This window comes from Fictibacillus iocasae, assembly GCF_042665465.1.
In the GTDB taxonomy this organism is placed as follows: domain Bacteria; phylum Bacillota; class Bacilli; order Bacillales; family Fictibacillaceae; genus Fictibacillus; species Fictibacillus iocasae.
The window spans coordinates 34,189-50,422 of sequence record NZ_JBHTCP010000052.1 but is presented as its reverse complement, the minus strand read 5'-3'; the positions used below and the strand labels follow the sequence as shown (position 1 = coordinate 50,422).

Annotated in this window: 22 protein-coding genes; 6 read left to right on the top strand and 16 right to left on the bottom strand. The window is 46.2% G+C overall.

All coding sequences use genetic code 11. From position 1 onward, the window contains the following. Position 1: 1 nt before the first annotated feature. The 8 genes from ACFQPF_RS17560 to ACFQPF_RS17525 form a co-directional block, all read right to left on the bottom strand. Positions 2–424 carry a DUF1801 domain-containing protein gene (locus tag ACFQPF_RS17560; protein ID WP_379751400.1) on the bottom strand — a complete coding sequence of 141 codons (423 nt, stop codon included), beginning with the start codon at positions 422–424 and terminating at the stop codon, positions 2–4. Positions 425–434: 10 nt separating this feature from the next. Further along, positions 435–746 (bottom strand): hypothetical protein, encoded by a 312-nt coding sequence (locus ACFQPF_RS17555; protein WP_379751398.1) that lies wholly within the window; start codon positions 744–746, stop codon positions 435–437. A 13-nt stretch (positions 747–759) separates the two neighbouring features. Next, positions 760–1,269: a hypothetical protein gene (locus tag ACFQPF_RS17550; protein ID WP_379751396.1), complete on the bottom strand. Its 510-nt coding sequence runs from the start codon at positions 1,267–1,269 to the stop codon at positions 760–762. A gap of 108 nt (positions 1,270–1,377) precedes the next feature. Next, on the bottom strand, positions 1,378–1,764 hold the full coding sequence (locus ACFQPF_RS17545) for a DUF350 domain-containing protein (RefSeq protein ID WP_379751761.1): 387 nt from the start codon (positions 1,762–1,764) through the stop codon (positions 1,378–1,380). A gap of 34 nt (positions 1,765–1,798) precedes the next feature. Beyond that, a complete protein-coding gene (locus ACFQPF_RS17540; RefSeq protein ID WP_379751394.1) occupies positions 1,799–2,116 on the bottom strand; it encodes an aminotransferase yhxA in 318 nt (105 codons plus the stop codon). 119 nt (positions 2,117–2,235) lie between these two features. After that, on the bottom strand, positions 2,236–3,693 hold the full coding sequence (locus ACFQPF_RS17535; RefSeq protein WP_379751392.1) for a DUF4153 domain-containing protein: 1,458 nt from the start codon (positions 3,691–3,693) through the stop codon (positions 2,236–2,238). A gap of 66 nt (positions 3,694–3,759) precedes the next feature. Beyond that, complete coding sequence (locus ACFQPF_RS17530; RefSeq protein ID WP_379751390.1) at positions 3,760–4,407, bottom strand: HAAS signaling domain-containing protein; 648 nt, start codon at positions 4,405–4,407, stop codon at positions 3,760–3,762. Further along, positions 4,394–4,735, bottom strand: a complete 342-nt coding sequence (locus ACFQPF_RS17525; RefSeq protein ID WP_379751388.1) for a PadR family transcriptional regulator — start codon at positions 4,733–4,735, stop codon at positions 4,394–4,396. The genes ACFQPF_RS17530 and ACFQPF_RS17525 overlap by 14 nt, the downstream gene beginning before the upstream one ends. A gap of 131 nt (positions 4,736–4,866) precedes the next feature. On the opposite strand from ACFQPF_RS17525, the gene ACFQPF_RS17520 reads away from it, so the two are divergent. The 3 genes from ACFQPF_RS17520 (at position 4,867) to ACFQPF_RS17510 (ending at position 6,315) form a co-directional block, all read left to right on the top strand. Then, positions 4,867–5,247, top strand: coding sequence for a hypothetical protein (locus tag ACFQPF_RS17520; RefSeq protein ID WP_379751386.1), 381 nt, complete (start codon positions 4,867–4,869; stop codon positions 5,245–5,247). Positions 5,248–5,458: 211 nt separating this feature from the next. Beyond that, positions 5,459–6,052, top strand: coding sequence for a GNAT family N-acetyltransferase (locus ACFQPF_RS17515; protein ID WP_379751384.1), 594 nt, complete (start codon positions 5,459–5,461; stop codon positions 6,050–6,052). Further along, on the top strand, positions 6,049–6,315 hold the full coding sequence (locus ACFQPF_RS17510; protein WP_379751382.1) for a hypothetical protein: 267 nt from the start codon (positions 6,049–6,051) through the stop codon (positions 6,313–6,315). Before ACFQPF_RS17515 ends, ACFQPF_RS17510 begins: the two co-directional genes overlap by 4 nt. A 45-nt stretch (positions 6,316–6,360) precedes the next feature. Here ACFQPF_RS17510 and ACFQPF_RS17505 read toward each other — a convergent pair whose 3' ends face one another. Together ACFQPF_RS17505 and ACFQPF_RS17500 are read right to left on the bottom strand one after the other, a co-directional pair. Continuing rightward, positions 6,361–7,209: a 1,4-dihydroxy-6-naphtoate synthase gene (locus tag ACFQPF_RS17505; protein WP_379751380.1), complete on the bottom strand. Its 849-nt coding sequence runs from the start codon at positions 7,207–7,209 to the stop codon at positions 6,361–6,363. Then, positions 7,210–7,872 (bottom strand): futalosine hydrolase, encoded by a 663-nt coding sequence (locus ACFQPF_RS17500; protein WP_379751378.1) that lies wholly within the window; start codon positions 7,870–7,872, stop codon positions 7,210–7,212. It lies immediately after the preceding gene. 97 nt (positions 7,873–7,969) lie between these two features. Between ACFQPF_RS17500 and ACFQPF_RS17495 the strand changes: the two genes are divergently transcribed. Continuing rightward, positions 7,970–8,275, top strand: a complete 306-nt coding sequence (locus ACFQPF_RS17495; protein WP_379751376.1) for a hypothetical protein — start codon at positions 7,970–7,972, stop codon at positions 8,273–8,275. 32 nt (positions 8,276–8,307) lie between these two features. Beyond that, a complete protein-coding gene (locus tag ACFQPF_RS17490; RefSeq protein ID WP_379751374.1) occupies positions 8,308–9,057 on the top strand; it encodes a class I SAM-dependent methyltransferase in 750 nt (249 codons plus the stop codon). 52 nt (positions 9,058–9,109) lie between these two features. Here the strand turns inward: ACFQPF_RS17490 and arr are convergent, their stop codons facing one another. The 4 genes from arr to ACFQPF_RS17470 form a co-directional block, all read right to left on the bottom strand. After that, positions 9,110–9,526 carry an NAD(+)--rifampin ADP-ribosyltransferase gene (gene arr / locus ACFQPF_RS17485; RefSeq protein ID WP_379751372.1) on the bottom strand — a complete coding sequence of 139 codons (417 nt, stop codon included), beginning with the start codon at positions 9,524–9,526 and terminating at the stop codon, positions 9,110–9,112. Between the two features lie 159 nt (positions 9,527–9,685). Beyond that, positions 9,686–10,882, bottom strand: a complete 1,197-nt coding sequence (locus tag ACFQPF_RS17480) for a class I SAM-dependent rRNA methyltransferase (protein ID WP_379751370.1) — start codon at positions 10,880–10,882, stop codon at positions 9,686–9,688. Between the two features lie 416 nt (positions 10,883–11,298). Continuing rightward, positions 11,299–13,437 carry a DNA helicase RecQ gene (gene recQ / locus ACFQPF_RS17475; protein WP_379751368.1) on the bottom strand — a complete coding sequence of 713 codons (2,139 nt, stop codon included), beginning with the start codon at positions 13,435–13,437 and terminating at the stop codon, positions 11,299–11,301. A gap of 157 nt (positions 13,438–13,594) precedes the next feature. After that, positions 13,595–14,239: a sulfotransferase family 2 domain-containing protein gene (locus ACFQPF_RS17470; protein WP_379751366.1), complete on the bottom strand. Its 645-nt coding sequence runs from the start codon at positions 14,237–14,239 to the stop codon at positions 13,595–13,597. Positions 14,240–14,410: 171 nt separating this feature from the next. On the opposite strand from ACFQPF_RS17470, the gene ACFQPF_RS17465 reads away from it, so the two are divergent. Next, positions 14,411–15,028, top strand: coding sequence for an acetate uptake transporter (locus ACFQPF_RS17465; protein ID WP_379751364.1), 618 nt, complete (start codon positions 14,411–14,413; stop codon positions 15,026–15,028). 323 nt (positions 15,029–15,351) lie between these two features. On the opposite strand, the gene ACFQPF_RS17460 is transcribed toward ACFQPF_RS17465, so the two are convergent. Both ACFQPF_RS17460 and ACFQPF_RS17455 read right to left on the bottom strand, forming a co-directional pair. Beyond that, on the bottom strand, positions 15,352–15,804 hold the full coding sequence (locus ACFQPF_RS17460) for an SRPBCC family protein (RefSeq protein WP_379751362.1): 453 nt from the start codon (positions 15,802–15,804) through the stop codon (positions 15,352–15,354). A gap of 2 nt (positions 15,805–15,806) precedes the next feature. Continuing rightward, positions 15,807–16,151, bottom strand: a complete 345-nt coding sequence (locus tag ACFQPF_RS17455) for a MerR family transcriptional regulator (RefSeq protein WP_379751360.1) — start codon at positions 16,149–16,151, stop codon at positions 15,807–15,809. Between the last annotated feature and the right edge of the window lie 83 nt (positions 16,152–16,234).

Genomic DNA, 16,234 nt, shown 5'->3' with positions numbered 1-16,234 from the left:
TTTATTCCGGATACGTCGCGCGCAAGAAGGCAATAGATTCATTAATGAGTGTTTTCAAAACATCTGCATCAATATCCGCCACTTTGTTGATATACACACACGCTTTTCCTGTCGTATGCTTGCCGAAGCTTTTCAGCAGATCCTCACGCTTCGTTTCACCCGGCGCAAAATATAAGCTAATCTTCGCTTTGCGCGGAGAGAAGCCGACGAGCGGCGCATCGCCCTCGTGGCCTGAATCGTACTTGTAATGATACGACCCGAAGCCAATAATGCTTGGTCCCCACATTTTCGCCTCAAATCCAGTGGTCTCGGTAAAAATATCGAGCAGCTTGTAGGCGTCCTCACGTTTCTTTTCGCTGTCCACCTGTTCAATGAACTCAATGACGCTTGCATCGGTTTGTTTTGTTTTTAATTCATATGCCATTATGAAACTCCTAACTTTTCGGAAGAACTCCGTTAGTCACTTTTTTTAATAGATAAGGCAAAATATATCCGTAGAAAATCAAAGTAAAACCTATTGCAACAAATTGAACGATTGCCTTTAGAAGTTCATGAGAAATAAACCTTGAAATCCAATTCCCGGCGTCATAGAGGCAAAAAACTCCCAGCAGGAACGCACTAAGATAACAAGCACATGTGCCTAACAGCTGAGCTACCGTCAGTTGTTTCAAAAGGTCTCTGTTTTTCACGATATGGTAGATGACAACGAGGACAAGCAGTGTTAAGAAGACAAGATCATCCGCCACCGTCACTCACTCCTTAATTTGCTGCTTCAGCTTCCCTAAATGCTTTCTGTGTGCCCATGAACGCGAGCACCGTCGTAACTTCCTTTTCCTCCTGGTCTTTGCAGCTTTCTAAATACACCGCGCCACCTCTGATCATCATATACTCACACGTAAACGTACCTTTAGCAGAACCTCTGTATCCATCATAGTTATTGTTGAATGTAATCACTTTACCATCATAATTCAAGGTGTTTTTAGCTAACTCCTCTTTTTTATTGTTTAAAATGGTGATGGTTACAGGTTCCGTCTGTTCTTTGGCTTCCACCTTCTTTTCCAGCTGGACAAGTTTGTCCAGATTATGCAACTGGACTCTTCCTTTCGCCACTTCTTCAAACGTATTACCTAGATGCACAGCCACTACATGACCGTCTTTAATCGCCTTCGTTTCAACAGCCTTTTCGCTTCCTTTTCCCACTTCCTCTGAGCAAGCTGCGGTACTCATTAAAGCGAAAGCCAGCAAACCGATTTTGAAAAGTCTCTTCATTTTTCTTGTCCCCCTTCTCTTTTTATTTAATTTCCGTATTCTTTTTAAATTTCCTTTTTTTAACAAATAAAACTCACAGACATTTCGTCTATGAGTTCGTTTGGCTGTTTAGTACGTCAAGCACTGCGCGATGACCCAGCCGACTGAAAGGCTGAGAAGAAGCAGGATGACGCCGACTGCCGTGTTGTTTTCTTCGACCGCGCGAGAGATCTTAATGCGGAGGATGAGCACTTCGGCAATGTAGAATGCGATAACCTGTGCCACGATGCCGATTGCGCCCCAGATGAGCATGTCGACGATGTTCACCGAGTTTGCGATCGATGATCCGATTACGAAAGCAAGACCGAACAAGCGGCCGCCGATGGAAAGTGCTGCGGCTGTGTTGCCTTGGCTGATCAGCTTCAGCTCTTTTACTTTGGTCGTCATTTCAAACATGACGAATCCGACCATCAAGAGTCCGAGACCTGTTGCAGCATATAATAAGAAATTAAGAATGAGTTCCATTTTTTATACCACCCTTTTTAAAAGATTATCCGCCAAAACTGCCGCTGCTGCTGCCAAGGCCTTTTCCGCCCAGGAAGCTGGAACTGCTTTTGTATTTCTTGTACTTCGAGCTTTTGTGAAGGCTGTTTGTATCTTGATAATATTGTCCGCCATAAAAGAACCAGCCAAAATACCGTGAGTTCGTATCGTCGCACTCGTAAACACCTTCACTGTCATCCCAGTCCCAGTCGCTGCATTCGCTGTCTGTCGGCTCAGGCGGAAGTTCTTCATCCGAGCAACCGGCAAGACCCGCCGCAAGCGAGATCGAGGACAGCCCAGCAATAAGCTTTTTCGTCTTATTCATGTTTTCACCCCTCAGCTATTTATTATATAGTAAATCGAAAAGCATAGAACCATTTTTTTACACAACCGATGACCACTTTCTACATACGGACCATAGGTGAAAAAAGATTCAGCCGGACATTATTTTAACTCCAGCTTTTCCAGCCGCTCTCTTACCGTTTTCTTCAGCAGGTTGTAGGACTGCCACGTTTCCTGCTCACCCGCAACCATTGCCTTTTTCTCCATCAGCAGCTGTTTGATCTGATTATTTTTCGGATCTTTTTCATAGAGCGTGATGAGGGCGTTCGTTCCTGTATACGAAAGCGCGCCGATATGCTGAATGTCAATCTTGCCAGTCTCTTCATAACGCTTCATGTTCTGATCGACAACAAACTGCTCCACGTTCACACTGTTCAATGCCGTGTAATACGCGAGACACGATATGAAATAAAAGCGGACGAGCGACAGCCTTTCGATCCACACTTTTATCAGGGTGAAAATAAAGATAACGGCGAGCAGCAGCATAAAGGAATGCGGCAGCACACGGTCCATCGTGAAACCATAGACACTTTCGTACAACGACAGCCGAGTAAACGCAGACGTGAGCATCACGCCGCTCGCGGTAATCAGCACGGTCAGCAGTATCTGTACTCCTCTTTTGAAGGCGTTGTTTATTGTATCTGTAAAAGTGATCACGCCATTCAGCAGGGAAAGGTTAATCAAGCTCACGGCGATCAGCTCAAAAAATCCTCTGCGCGCATATTCGGCGAACGTGAAGCCGCCCTGCAGCGTACCGCTGAACAAATAGTGAAACTGCAAATAGGCAAACAGCACATATACAGCGTTAACCATGAATAGTATGGTGCAGATGATGACTGGGTCTAAAAATCGACTGATGTGGATGATTGGTGCATCGATTTCTTTTCTTGCGTACAGCACTTGCATATATCCGAACAAAATTGCGGAAAAAAACACGACCACGAGTAGGCGGAATATATACTCTCCCACACTGACATCTGATAACAGATGCGGCAGATTTCCAACGATTCGGCTAAATTGTTCGTCTGCAGAAGACAGCAGCATGATGACAATAAAAAGCAGCGGAATGGACAACAGCAGGCCAATGGCCACTTTTGCCGCCGTCTGCATGGAGCGGTTCGCTGTGAGCGGCTTACGTTCATTTTGCAACAACTGAAGGATCGTCTTCACATAGGGAATGGTGCTGAAGAGACGGTGCAATGTGTAAAAGATAAAGGCAATCCGGTTCCATTTCACGGCTTTGTGTCCGGTGATGAGGCTCAAGTGCAAGACGACCAATGCGGGGATCACCAGCTGATTTAACACATAGAACAGCATATTGTCGTAAAGAAAAAAGTTCGCCGACAGCATCCAGATCGAGAACAAAACGAAGAAGCCAATACGCCTGTTGGTAAAGGGAAAGTGCTTAAAACGATAGAAAAACACCCAGTATAGTGCGGCGATAAACACTAAATACGAGATCCCAATCGTTCCGTGAAAAAACGACTGCTCTGCTAATATACCTAGAAGCGTGCATAAGATTAAGAAAATGACATCATTACGTTTCCATTCCATGTTCATTTTACCATCTCCCTTTATATCGTTATTCTATATACTTAGTAATTCTATATAGTAAGGCAAAAAAAATTAGACAGACTGCTTCTTTCCCCACTTGTAGCCTGCATAGCAGACGGGATACAGCAGGAATGACGCACCGACGCAGAGCGCGATAAACGTTTCCGAAAGCAGCGGCGCGAACCATTCGTGCGGCACAATATTAAAGAGCACGAGCAGCATAAGGCCAAAGTTCGGAATGATGGAGAACGCGAACGTCTTTTTCATAAGCACCCTGCCACGAGCACCAAAGCTTTTTCCGATTTCGTATCCGAGCAGCGCCCAAAAGCCGAGGTAAACTAGCATGATGATGATCGGAATGGACGTGAGCGCAGCCCACACATGCCGTACCCATGCTGTCTCGCTTTGAAAGTGAACAGCGGTCAGTAGTGCGCCTGCCGCAAAGAACGCGGCGTTCAGCAGCAAAAACAGGTAGAACGTTTTGTTCGGCGTAACCGATAATTCCTCCTGCCAGGCGAGCGCTACCTCTTTCGGATGACCGATCCGCTCATGCATCATCTGCTCCCACTCGTCGAACGTGCTGATTTTCTCTCTCTGTTCCTCGACGAGCTCACTTAAATGCAGCTCATAATCGCGAAGAATATCGCGTTTTTTCGGATGTTTCTTCAACTCTTTGCTGAGCTTCTTCAAATAGGAAGATGTTACTTCAAGATGGATCATGCTCCGGACTCCCCATCACTTTGTTGATGACCTGCACGAACTGCTGCCACTCTTCTGTCTTTTCCTTCAGCATCTCAATGCCTTCCGCTGTGATGCGGTAATACTTACGCGCCGGGCCCTTCGTCTGCTCCTGCCAATAGCAATCAATATACTCCTGCTTCTCAAGCTTATGAAGCGCCGGATAAAGCGTGCCCTCTTTCACTTGAAGATGCTGATCGCTTCGCTTTTCCAGCTCCTTCACCAGCTCATAGCCGTACATATCCCGCTCCGCTAACAGCTGCAGCACGACAAGCGACGTGCTTCCTTTCAACAATTCACGATTAAACAACGTTAACTTCACCTACCTAGAATAAAAAGGTACCTGCATTTAATGTATCATGATTGGGAAAATTTATGCAAGATTTTTTGACCGCTGTATATAGATAAATGGTAATATTTAGCTGAACGGAGGTTTGGACAATGATCGTTCTCATCCTTGCACTGTTATGCTCTATTATTCTATTTAATACGCAGATAAAATGGTATGTTAAAGCCAGTGCGGCTGCTTATTACGCTGTGCTGACGTATTTCTTTACAACTGGGTCAAACGAGATCGAAAGAAAGTACCATCATAATGGCCCCATTGAAGTATTTTGGGACAAAAATTCGGATTATGTAGATATGTATTTCGGTTTTTTCGCCCTTCCATTCCTCGTGCTGCTCATCTACTCGTATTATTTGTGGCTGAAGCAATGTAAGACCAAATTAAGAAAGCTGCCGGTTGTACTGAGCATCATTCCAGTCGGTCTTCTGTATATTTGGCTTACGATTATGTTCAGTATGCTGGGGTATCAGCCTTGATAAGAAGACACTAACGCGCGTTTATTTGCAAATTTCGGGGTCTTATTTGCAATCCGAGGAATTTATTTGCGAATTTTAAAGACTTATTTGCAACTTTAAACATTTATTTATTTCTGGAAAATAACTGGAATTACTTATTTGCACAGTCTCCATTTTCTTAACACAATCACGTCTTTATTTGCAGACCACACTTAAAGAGAGGTGTTAGCGAATGAACCTTATCGCATTGTTTTCCAAGTTTCCTCTTCTTCGTTCTGACATGCTGGAGCTGAAGAATATTACCGTTGATGACCTGGACGAAGTGTTTGCGATATACAGCAACGAGCGTGTTTTCACTCATTGCGGCATACTGCCGAAGACCAATAAAGCAACCGTTCAGAACATGATTGGCCACTTTGACCGTGATTTTCATAAGCAAACGAGATTAAAATGGGGTATTTATGTGGAAGGCAGACTCACTGGCATCATTGAAGCGTTTGACTTCAGCAAAAAAGTGGAGATGGTGACAATCGGTTATTTCCTTGCTGAGCATCATTGGGGCAAAGGAATCGCCACAGAAGCGGTACGGCTTGTAACCGAGTTCCTGTTTGAGCAAGCGGAGTTCAATCGAATTCAAGCAGAAGTGATGCCAGAAAATGAAGCGTCCAAACAGATACTTCTTAAAAACGGCTTCATGTTAGAAGGCACGCTCCGCCAAGCCACACTTTGGGTGGGCAAAGGCATCGTAGACTTGGAGATTTATTCAATGTTGAGAAGTGAGTATGCGATTTTTAAAAATAAACGATTAGATGAGGTGAGTGCATGAAGAAATTTGGTGTTGTATCGGTAGGCATTTTTCTAATGTCAGCTGTCATTTACACACTCTCCCTTTTCTGGAACATAGGAGCTTCTATTCCTGGATCTGTAATGATTGCGCTAGTTATGATTTTGCCTGTCATAGGTTTGATCACTGCATTTTTAAGTAACAAAGGAGCCACCCGAACAATTGGACTCATCGGAAACATCATCGTATTGTTTTTCACCGTCATTCTCCCCGCTTCATCTATGCTGTTTTGGAATCAGCCATAAAGCAGAAAAGAGTGCTACCCGCAGATGGGGAGCACTCTTTTCTGTTTAATTAATAAGATCTGTATAATCCCTCTTCGGCACAATACCTTCTTCAGCCGCCCGGTTCAGCAGAGAGGTAATCGCTTCAAACCCTTTTTCTCCAAGGTCACGGGTGAACTCGTTCACGTACAAATCAATATGTGACTGTGCAACTTCTGGCGACAGCTCGTCTGCGTGCTGCATGACATATTCATGCGACTGGTCAGGGTTCTCCCACGCCTGTTCAACCGACTGGCGAATCCAGCCGGCGATTGCATCAAGGTCAAGGCTCTTTTTCGCAATAATGGCCCCAAGCGGAATTGGCAGTCCCGTATCGCGCTCCCACCATTCCCCCATATCCGCGAGCAGCGTCAGTCCAAAATTCTGATACGTGAAGCGCGCCTCATGAATGACGAGCCCTGCATCAATGGTGCCGTCTTTCACAGCAGGCATGATTTCGTTGAACGGCATCACTATGATCTCGCCTACACCGCCCGGCACGTTTTGGGCCGCCCATAAGCGGAACAGCATATAAGCGGTAGAGCGCTCGCTCGGCACGGCAACCTTCGCACTAGACAGCGCGCCAGGCTCTACCTTCTTCGGATCGTTCACGAGCACGAGCGGACCGCAGCCGCGTCCGAGTGCCCCGCCGCATGGCAGAAGGGCGTACTCATCACGGATAAACGGCAGTGCGGCAAATGAAATTTTCAAAATATCGAGCTCGTTTGATTCAGCAGCGAGCTCGTTTGTGATGTTAATATCAGCATAGGTGACGTCAAATTCAGGCGCGCCTGGAACAAGTCCGTGTGTGAGCGCATGAAAGACGAACGTGTCGTTCGGGCAAGGTGAAAACGCAATACTTAGCTTCTTGTTCATTTAGAAAACCTCCGTTATGACTTGACTTGCTGATTCGAGTGCTGCTAGCGCATCTTTTATGCGCCATGCGGAACGGTCGCGCGGACCGATCGGGTTGGAGATGGCGCGAAGTTCAAGAACCGGCACACCGAACTCAAGTGCTGCAGACGCCACGCCGTACCCTTCCATTGCTTCAGCTATCGCCTCCGGTTCACGCTGCGTGAGTGCTGCAGTTGTTTCAGCCGTTCCAGTCACTGTAGAAAGTGTGAGTACCGGACCCCGGATAGTCGTTATATTTCCAGCGGCTTCAATAGCCGAGCTGAGTGCTGACACGAGGTGCTCTTCCGGTACGATGCGTGTGGAGGATCCGAACCCGAGATCATCGAGCGGAATGAAGCCGTCTGGTGATTCCGCGCCTAAATCAGCCGATACGATTTCCGTCGCCACTGCAATGGTGCCGATTTCCGCTTTTTCCGTAAATCCTCCGGCAATGCCGGCACAGATGACAAGGCTGTACGTTTCTTTTTGCAATGCTTTGGTTGTTTGAATAGCGGCTGACACTGGCCCCACTCCGGCCAGCAGAACATCCACTCTTTCATTGTCGCCTACGCCTCGCAGCACCGCATCGCGTTCGGCTTCCACCGAGGTCATGATGAGTATTCTTCCCTCACTGCTCTCTATCATTTTTCATCCCCACACTTCCCATTATTCTAGTACTAGCATACCTAATGAGCGGTTTGTCTGTAAAATATTGCGGGTACAATTCAGCGAGGTGATTGGGATGAAAATCACGTATAAAACGCATATAATGGCTTGGCTGATACTCTGTTTAGTAATGTTCCCTTTTTTCCCCTTCAAAGAATGGAGCTATGCGAGTCTCCTGTTGCTGGGCTTTGTTCTGCTTCAGTTGTTTTTCTATGCTGTTTTAAAGAAAAAATGGCTTGCCTTTTGTTTGTCATTTGCAGCCGCACTGCTGACCGTCTATTGCATCAATACAGCACTAGACGGAACGGTACCGTATACAACCGTTATAGTTATTGGCCTTCTAAATGCTTATAAAGCTCACAAGGAAGGTTTTTTTAAATAAATGCAGAACCTGTTTTGAAAAGGGGGATTTTTATGACTTTTGATACGTATGTCAAAAATGCCGATCAGCATTTCAGCGGCTGGGACTTTTCATATCTTTCAGAAACAGGGCGCATGCAGTCTGAACTGCTGCCATGGTCATACGGCAGCATGACCGTCAGCCTTGTCCAACAATGTGAGAGCTTGCTGGACATGGGGACAGGCGGAGGCGAATTCTTGTCGATGCTGCAGCCGTTTCCTGAGTCAGTGTTCGCAACGGAAGCGTATGCTCCAAACGTGCCGATTGCGGCTAATCGACTTGAACCGCTTGGCGTCACGGTGAAACAAGTATACGATGACAGCACGCTGCCGTTTGACGACCATCAGTTTGATGTGATCATTAACCGCCACGAATCGTATGCTCCGGATGAAGTAAGGCGTATTCTCAAGAACGGCGGCGTTTTTTTAACGCAGCAAGTGGGAGGAACTGACTGTGCGGAGATTAATGAGGCACTCGGTGTTCCTGCGAATCAAGAGTTCGCGCACTGGAACTTGGACTTTGCCGTTGAAGAGCTGGAGCGTTCACGGTTCAAGGTTACATACAGCCGCGAATCGTTCCCAGCGCAGCGCTTTTACGACATTGGCGCTATTATCTATTATTTAAAAGCCATTCCGTGGCAGATTGAGAACTTCAGCGTGGAAAAATACAATGATCACCTGCAGAAGATTCATCAGCACATACAAAAAAACGGATATTTTGATGTTAAGCAGCATCGTTTTATTTTGAGGGCTGAAGCGATATGAACGGTTGAAAAACTCCAATCTCTCTGTGCTGCTGAGAGATTGGAGTTTTCGTTTAATCGTATATGACAGCTTTTCCTTCTTCACGCAGTTTCTTCAATGAGGAGAGCATATGCTGAATCTGTTCTTCTGTATGGCGCTCCCACTTGCCTAATTCCGCTATGATTTTCAAAGGCAGCTTCGAGCGGTACGACCGCGTCGGATTACCAGGAAACTTCTTGTCCGTTAAGTTTGGGTCATTTTCAAAATTCCCCAATGGTTCAACGAGATAAATTCTTTCCTTCGACTTCCCTGCGGCCAACTCCGCACCCCATTTTGCAGCCTCTAATGTGGCGGTAAAGTAGATATGGTTCGATTTCTTGTCTTGATAATTGGATTGGCGCTCTGGCTCTAATAGATCGCCTAATCTCAGTTCTGCTTTCGTTCCGTGGAAAAAAGGACCTTGATCTAAGACATGTTTTATGTCATCCATACACTGCACCCCTTTTTTGATTGGTGTAGTACAGTATAGTATGAATGTGACAAAAATAGCAGTCTGTAAATATTTTGAAAACGATGATATAATTAAGGTAGAGATATTATACGAAACGGAAAGAAAAGACCGATGCATCCCGCATCGGTCTTATTCATCTTATCCCTTTTTTACAAAAACAACTTTAAGATAGTTGCCTTCCTTAAACTCTCGGTGGTATTTAAAGTCTGTCGGCAGCTTGAATTCTTCTAAGATTTTGTATGGACTGCCTGCGTTTTTGAACGCCTTGTCGATAAAGTCTTTGAATTTGGTCATGCCGAATGTGGCACAGTTGCTTGATGCGACGATCACACCATTTTTCTCTGTTATCGCAATCGCCTGCTCAAGCAGTCCTGTGTAATCTTTTTCAGCGCTAAACGTGTGTTTCTTAGAACGCGCGAAGCTTGGCGGATCGAGAATGACCATATCAAACGACAGTTCTTTGCGGACCGCGTACTTGAAATAGTTGAACACATCTTCCACGATAATGTCGTGCTCGCTGTAATCGATGCCATTCACGCTGAACTGTTCCTGCGTTTTCGCACGGCTTCGGTTGGCAAGATCCACACTCGTCGTTTTCACCGCTCCGCCAAGTGCCGCTGCGACCGAAAATGCACCGGTGTATGAGAACGTGTTAAGGACCGTCTTGCCGCTCGCATATTTGTCGCGGATCTTTTTGCGCACGTCGCGCTGATCCAGGAACACGCCGACCATCGCCCCATCATTCAAATAAACGGCGAAGTGAATGCCGTTTTCTCTGACGAGCAGCGGTTCAGGCGCCTTTTCGCCTTCCACAAAATCATCGCCTTCGATATATGTGCCTTTACCGGCAAAGCGCTTTTTCTCATAAATGCCCTTCACTTTCGGTACGTTATTCTTCAGTGCCGCAATGATGTCATTTTTAAAAGCATAAGCTCCCTCGCTGTACCACGTAATCACATAATAGTGGTTATAATGGTCGATCGTGATGCCGCCGATTCCGTCTCCCTCTCCGTTAAACACGCGAAAAGCCGTTGTCTCGTAATCGTTGAAAAGAGCTTCGCGGTGAGCAGCAGCATTTTTCAGTTTTTCATGAAAGAACGATTCATTGATTACTTCCTGCGGGTCGCGTGTTAAGATCCAGCCGCGCCCTTTATTTTGCTTGCCATAATAGCCTTTGCCTAAAAATGTGTTCTTTTCATCAAAAAGCTCAACAATCGTTCCTTCATCCTTGATCTCGTGCAGATTCAGGATAGCGTCCTCCGAAATTAACGGATACCCCGCTTTTAAGCTCTTCACATAAGAAGGCTTTACTTTTAAACGTGCTGTTTTCTTCATAACATCACTCTATTCTTCTTGTATTTTATCGGGCTAAATTTTGCGCGCGGATTTTTAGACTTTTCGAGCTTTTCCGCGCCAATTTAAGCAAATGCAAGCGGGTTTCCTAAGGAGTCGCGCCGGTTTGATTTGCTGATGGACCAATATTGAGTCACATCTCAAATCCAGATGGTTTGCGCGCCAGCTTTTTAATTTGCAAGCCACACTTAATATTTCCGCGCGGCTCATGAGTTTTGCGCGCCAGCCAGAGCTTCAGTCGCGCCGGTTTGTTGTTGCAGGCGGTTATAGACAACTTGCTGGCGGGTTTTTCATACTACCCTAAATTTTCGCGCCGCTTCTTACAGCTTGCGCGCCAGCCCTCTGCTGCCTCAAGCAACTAGCCACAACTGCTTCGAAAAGGCTATAATCCTACACTACTAAACGCGGCTTTTTTGCTGTGATTGCAAATACACCTTAATCATAAAATAACTCACTTCATCCGGCACAAGCTCTTTGATCGGCTTCAGCTTGTCGCCGCCGGCTTCACGCACGGCCCTTTCGATGTCGCGAATATACTCTTCTGGAATGACATCTTCCATATCGATATCCATCCCGTCCTGCATGCATTGGATTAGATGGTTCTCGACGGTCGTCACACTGAGCTCTCGTTTTGCAGCGATTTCTTCTATATCAAGCTCGTCTTTATACAGCTTGTACGTTTCCAAATGAGAGTTGGCGGTCGGCTTTTTCGGCGTACGGACCGGAGCAGATGGTGTCTCCGCACTCACCGCGGCTTGATATTCAGGGTTCTCAATCAAATAATCCTCGATCGCTGCCATAAAGCGTTCACCGTACTTATCCAACTTATTTTGGCCGACTCCAGTAACGCCCAGGAACTGTTCACTCGAACGCGGCTGTTTAGCGCACATGTCTTTAAGCGCGGTATCGGCAAAAATAACGAACGGCGGCACGCCTTCTTGCTCGGCGATTTCTTTTCGCACTTGACGAAGCACTTCGAACAGCGGATCATCCATAGACACCTGCTTCGTACGAACAGCCTCTTTACGCTGTACAGCCAATTTTCCAGTAAGCACATCGCGGCCTTTTTCTTTCACATAAAGTGTCGGAAACGAACCATGCTCGACCGCAATCAGCTCCTGTGAGATGAGAAACTCGATCAAGTCGGTCACATCTTTCGCACTTTGATCCTTCAGCAGGCCGTATGTCGGCAGCCGGTCAAAGCCGAGCTCCATCACTTTTTTGTTGCGTGATGCGGTGAGTACCTGGGCGATGATCGTCTTGCCGAACCGGCTCTGACCCATGCGCACGATGCATGACAGCACAATCTGCGCCTCGCGCGTCACGTCCATCGTCTCGCGTGTATCCGTACAATTGCCGCAGCGTCCGCACGGCGGAGGCTCTTCTTCGCTGAAATAGTGTACAATCTTGCTTTGCAGGCAGCTTTCGGTATGGCAATAGTCCACCATCTGCTGCAGCTTCTCCAGCTCAGACGACATGCGGTGCTGCTCACTAGACTGATCAATCAAGAATCGCTGCACCTGTACGTCCTGAGAGGAATACAGCAGGATACATTCGCTCGGCAAACCGTCGCGCCCGGCACGGCCCGCTTCCTGATAATAGCTCTCCATATTTTTCGTCAGCTGAAAATGGATGACATAGCGAATATTGGACTTGTCGATTCCCATCCCGAACGCGGATGTCGCGACCATCACCGCCGTACGGTCTTGCAGGAACTCCTCCTGCTGCTGCATGCGCTCCACATCGTTCATGCCCGCGTGATAGCGCGATACAGCAATTCCGCTTTTTTGCAGATGCTCGTAAAGCTGATCGACCGTTTTCCTGGTTGCGGCATAGATAATGCCCGCTTCTTTTTCATTCTTTTTCAAGAAGTCCTTAAGAAAACGAAGCCTGTCCTGACCACGGATGACGGAGAAAGAGAGATTCTCGCGCTCAAATCCGGTCAGGACGGTGTTCTGTTCGTCTATGTTTAATGACTCACAAATGTCGTAGCGTACTCGTGGGGTCGCCGTCGCTGTTAATGCAATCACGATCGGCTTTTGCGGCAAAGTTTGCACTAGCCGCTGAATGCGCTGATAGCTTGGCCTAAAATCGTGGCCCCATTGCGAGATACAATGTGCCTCATCAACGGCCACGAGCGGAATGTCGAGTCCTTTTAAATGCTCCATAAAATCATAGGATTCCAAGCGCTCCGGTGCGATATAGAGCAGCTTATACTCGCCGCGCTTCGCTTTTTGAATGCGGTCGCGCGCTTCCGTCCCAGTGATGGACGAGTTGATGTATGCCGCGGGTATGCCGACCTGAAGCAGTGCGTCAACCTGGTCTTTCATGAGTGAAATGAGAGGCGAGATCACGATGGTCGTACCTTCGAAAACGAGGGCAGGAATCTGATAACAGATTGATTTCCCGCCGCCCGTTGGCATGACCGTGAGCGTATCATTGCCTGAAAGAACCGACTGTATCGCCTGTTCTTGTCCGTTCCTGAACACTGAATAGCCATAATACTGCTGCAGCAGCTTTTGAGCCTGTTCAAGCATGGCTGGAGATTCCTCCTTTTAAAAAATGAAGAGGACTGGCAAGCCAGTCCGTCTGAGTAGATAACGTATGTTGATTCTTATTATAAAGGTTCTTAACGCTTTCGGCAAAAGCTCTCAAGGATTTTCATAGCGCAAATGCGTATAGTGCTTATCCTCATTAATTCTTAAACCAATCGGACTCTTTGAGCCGTTTATCAAATGTATTTCTTGCCCAGTGATATAACTTCATATCACTCAGGTTGTTTCGTCTAATCTGTTCAATGGTGTATGGATTAATAAATTCTTTTTTTGGTTTTTGTGGATTTTCGTTAATTCTTGAATATTGGATGTTTGCAAACCCCAAATTATCTTCCAATAAATACAAGGATTCTGTGAATAGTTCCGTGATTCCAAAGAATGCGAATGTTTTTAAGTGTTGAATGGCCAGCTCAAAATCTATCACCCCGCCTGTAAGATATTGTGTTTGCAGGTTAGCTGCCCAAATGGATCGAGAGAACTCCTCCAAGCTCACGTGTTTAGCTAAATTGTCCTCAAGTACAACGTGTTTCAGATAATAATAATGCGATATGACGCGATCAATCGGATTACGTAGCATCGTTATATATAGTAATGGACCTAAACCATGATAACGGCCAAAACGGTTATGGCCGATGATGATCTTTGTTCCCGGGCTCGGAAACGATCCGTTGTCATTTTCCGTAAACACTTCATGTGGTTGATAATAGGGCATGATTGCCGTTGTTAGAGACGAACCTGCTGTCTTGGGTATGTGGACAAGTACCAGAACTTTGTCTTTGTTCATCGAGTCACCTTCTTCCTTATCTATTATAAATATATGAAGAGATGGACAAGGTGTAACGTTGTCTACCTATCTTTGCGAAATATTCCTTGTGACTGCTGGAAAGAAAATCTCTGTTGACATCATCGCTGTTCTTCTGTACTGTAGGAAAGTATGTTTTTAAAGGAGGACAACATGAACAATCAAAATAATACAACAGTAAAAATGACAGCTGCTGACCCATCTGCACTCGGTCTTTTCGGCCTCGCCATGGTTACGCTTGTCGCATCATCTCAAAAACTCGGCCTTACTGACGGCGTCGCTTTCATCCTGCCGTGGGCCTTCTTCTTAGGCGGAATCGCTCAGCTGTTCGCGGCTGTTCAAGATTCCAAGCATAACAACATTTTCGGTACAACAGCGTTCGGCGCGTTCGGCCTTTTCTGGTTCGGTGTCGGCATGTCTTGGCTCATCCAGCTCGGCGCATTCGGTGAAAAGCTTGCGGCAGACGTCGATTCTCACCAGCTTGGCGTAGCCTTTGTCGGCTACTTGATTTTCAGCCTCTTCATGACAGTCGGCGCGATGGAAACACACAAAGTTCTGTTTTCCATTTTCGTCTGCATCGACTTTTTGTTCATCGGGCTATCGTTAAGCTCGTTTGACATTGCGCACGAACAAACACATATGCTAGCAGCTGTAGCTGAGCTCATGATTTCGCTATTGTCGTTCTACGGCTCAGCAGCAATTGTATTGAATACCCACTTCGGCCGCGTCGTCCTTCCGATCGGCAAACCGTTTGGAGTGTTCAAGAAGTAGGACAAAAAGTATTAGTAGGGGTCCGGTACGCCAGATGGACATTTCACTGCTATTTTCCACTTCAGGTGGACATGATCATTTGACGCCCGCTAAATGAGAACAAAAGAAGCCAGAGAATAACCTAAATCGGTTATTCTCTGGCTTCTTTTATGAAGAAAACTAGCTTTTCGTCAAGGTAGAATCGGCTTATAAAGTGAATAAGGGCGAGAATTCATTATTTGCGGGCGAAAAATACGTTTTTTCGGCCGAGAACAGTTAGGTTTCAGGCGAGAAGTCACTTTTTTCGGTCGGACAAGATCATAAGGATAAACCTATTGCCGAACTTAACTATTCTGCAGCGCCTCCCGCTCCACAGTATCCATAAAATCACTGACAACCTTCTCGTTGCTTCTCTCACCAAGCTTGAGCAGCACACGTCCTAAAAAGTTAAGACCTTTATTCTTACCTTCATAAATAAACAACGTTCGGTTATCGTCCACTTTGCGCAGCTTAAACGCAAATGTGATGTAAAACGCTTTGCCAAGCACAAATCCCCACTTTAGCAGCTTTTCCTCAGGCTCATTTTTATAATCTAAAACCGTTACCGTATACGTCTCCACTCGCTTACCTTCCTTATAGCTTTGCTTATAAGTGGTTCCTGTAACGCCAGGCTTGGACTCTATCACTTCGTGTTCCACCACATTACGCAGTATGCGCTGTATCCGATCGTCATCAAACAGACTCCAAGCTGCCTCAATGGAAACAGCCAATTCTCGCTCACTATGCCACGTAATCACTCTCATTCCTCCTTATTTCCCATTTTCAAGAACTCGTCCATATCCTGCACTTTATTCTGCAAACAACGGATCTGGCCTTCTATTTTCTGCTTCTTCATACGAAGCAGGTTTTCAAGATTAGCAAACGATTCGTCCTCCATCACTGACTTCATCTCCTGAATCGTGAAATTGAATCGGCGCAGCTGAACGAGCAGCATCGCGACAAGATAAGAGCCATTATCATAATACTGATACTGATTGTCCGGGTTCACGTAAACGGGTTCAAGCAGCTTCACTTCTCTGTAATAGCGAAGCGCTTCCCGGCTTAATCCTGTCATCTTAGAGAACTCCCCCACTTTATACAGCAATGCGGATCACCTCCAACTACCTTATCTTTATCATAAACCGTGTGGCGCACCACGAAGTCAACAATAACAAACGGGGGTCCGGT

Bases quoted from the DNA above. Each gene is read 5' to 3' on its own strand.
- ACFQPF_RS17560 (WP_379751400.1), bottom strand. From the start codon at position 424: ATGGCATATGAATTAAAAACAAAACAAACCGATGCAAGCGTCATTGAG.
- ACFQPF_RS17550 (WP_379751396.1), bottom strand. From the start codon at position 1,269: ATGAAGAGACTTTTCAAAATCGGTTTGCTGGCTTTCGCTTTAATGAGT.
- ACFQPF_RS17540 (WP_379751394.1), bottom strand. From the start codon at position 2,116: ATGAATAAGACGAAAAAGCTTATTGCTGGGCTGTCCTCGATCTCGCTT.
- ACFQPF_RS17535 (WP_379751392.1), bottom strand. From the start codon at position 3,693: ATGAACATGGAATGGAAACGTAATGATGTCATTTTCTTAATCTTATGC.
- ACFQPF_RS17530 (WP_379751390.1), bottom strand. From the start codon at position 4,407: ATGATCCATCTTGAAGTAACATCTTCCTATTTGAAGAAGCTCAGCAAA.
- ACFQPF_RS17520 (WP_379751386.1), top strand. From the start codon at position 4,867: ATGATCGTTCTCATCCTTGCACTGTTATGCTCTATTATTCTATTTAAT.
- ACFQPF_RS17515 (WP_379751384.1), top strand. From the start codon at position 5,459: ATGAACCTTATCGCATTGTTTTCCAAGTTTCCTCTTCTTCGTTCTGAC.
- ACFQPF_RS17510 (WP_379751382.1), top strand. From the start codon at position 6,049: ATGAAGAAATTTGGTGTTGTATCGGTAGGCATTTTTCTAATGTCAGCT.
- ACFQPF_RS17505 (WP_379751380.1), bottom strand. From the start codon at position 7,209: ATGAACAAGAAGCTAAGTATTGCGTTTTCACCTTGCCCGAACGACACG.
- ACFQPF_RS17500 (WP_379751378.1), bottom strand. From the start codon at position 7,872: ATGATAGAGAGCAGTGAGGGAAGAATACTCATCATGACCTCGGTGGAA.
- ACFQPF_RS17495 (WP_379751376.1), top strand. From the start codon at position 7,970: ATGAAAATCACGTATAAAACGCATATAATGGCTTGGCTGATACTCTGT.
- ACFQPF_RS17490 (WP_379751374.1), top strand. From the start codon at position 8,308: ATGACTTTTGATACGTATGTCAAAAATGCCGATCAGCATTTCAGCGGC.
- arr (WP_379751372.1), bottom strand. From the start codon at position 9,526: ATGGATGACATAAAACATGTCTTAGATCAAGGTCCTTTTTTCCACGGA.
- ACFQPF_RS17480 (WP_379751370.1), bottom strand. From the start codon at position 10,882: ATGAAGAAAACAGCACGTTTAAAAGTAAAGCCTTCTTATGTGAAGAGC.
- recQ (WP_379751368.1), bottom strand. From the start codon at position 13,437: ATGCTTGAACAGGCTCAAAAGCTGCTGCAGCAGTATTATGGCTATTCA.
- ACFQPF_RS17470 (WP_379751366.1), bottom strand. From the start codon at position 14,239: ATGAACAAAGACAAAGTTCTGGTACTTGTCCACATACCCAAGACAGCA.
- ACFQPF_RS17465 (WP_379751364.1), top strand. From the start codon at position 14,411: ATGAACAATCAAAATAATACAACAGTAAAAATGACAGCTGCTGACCCA.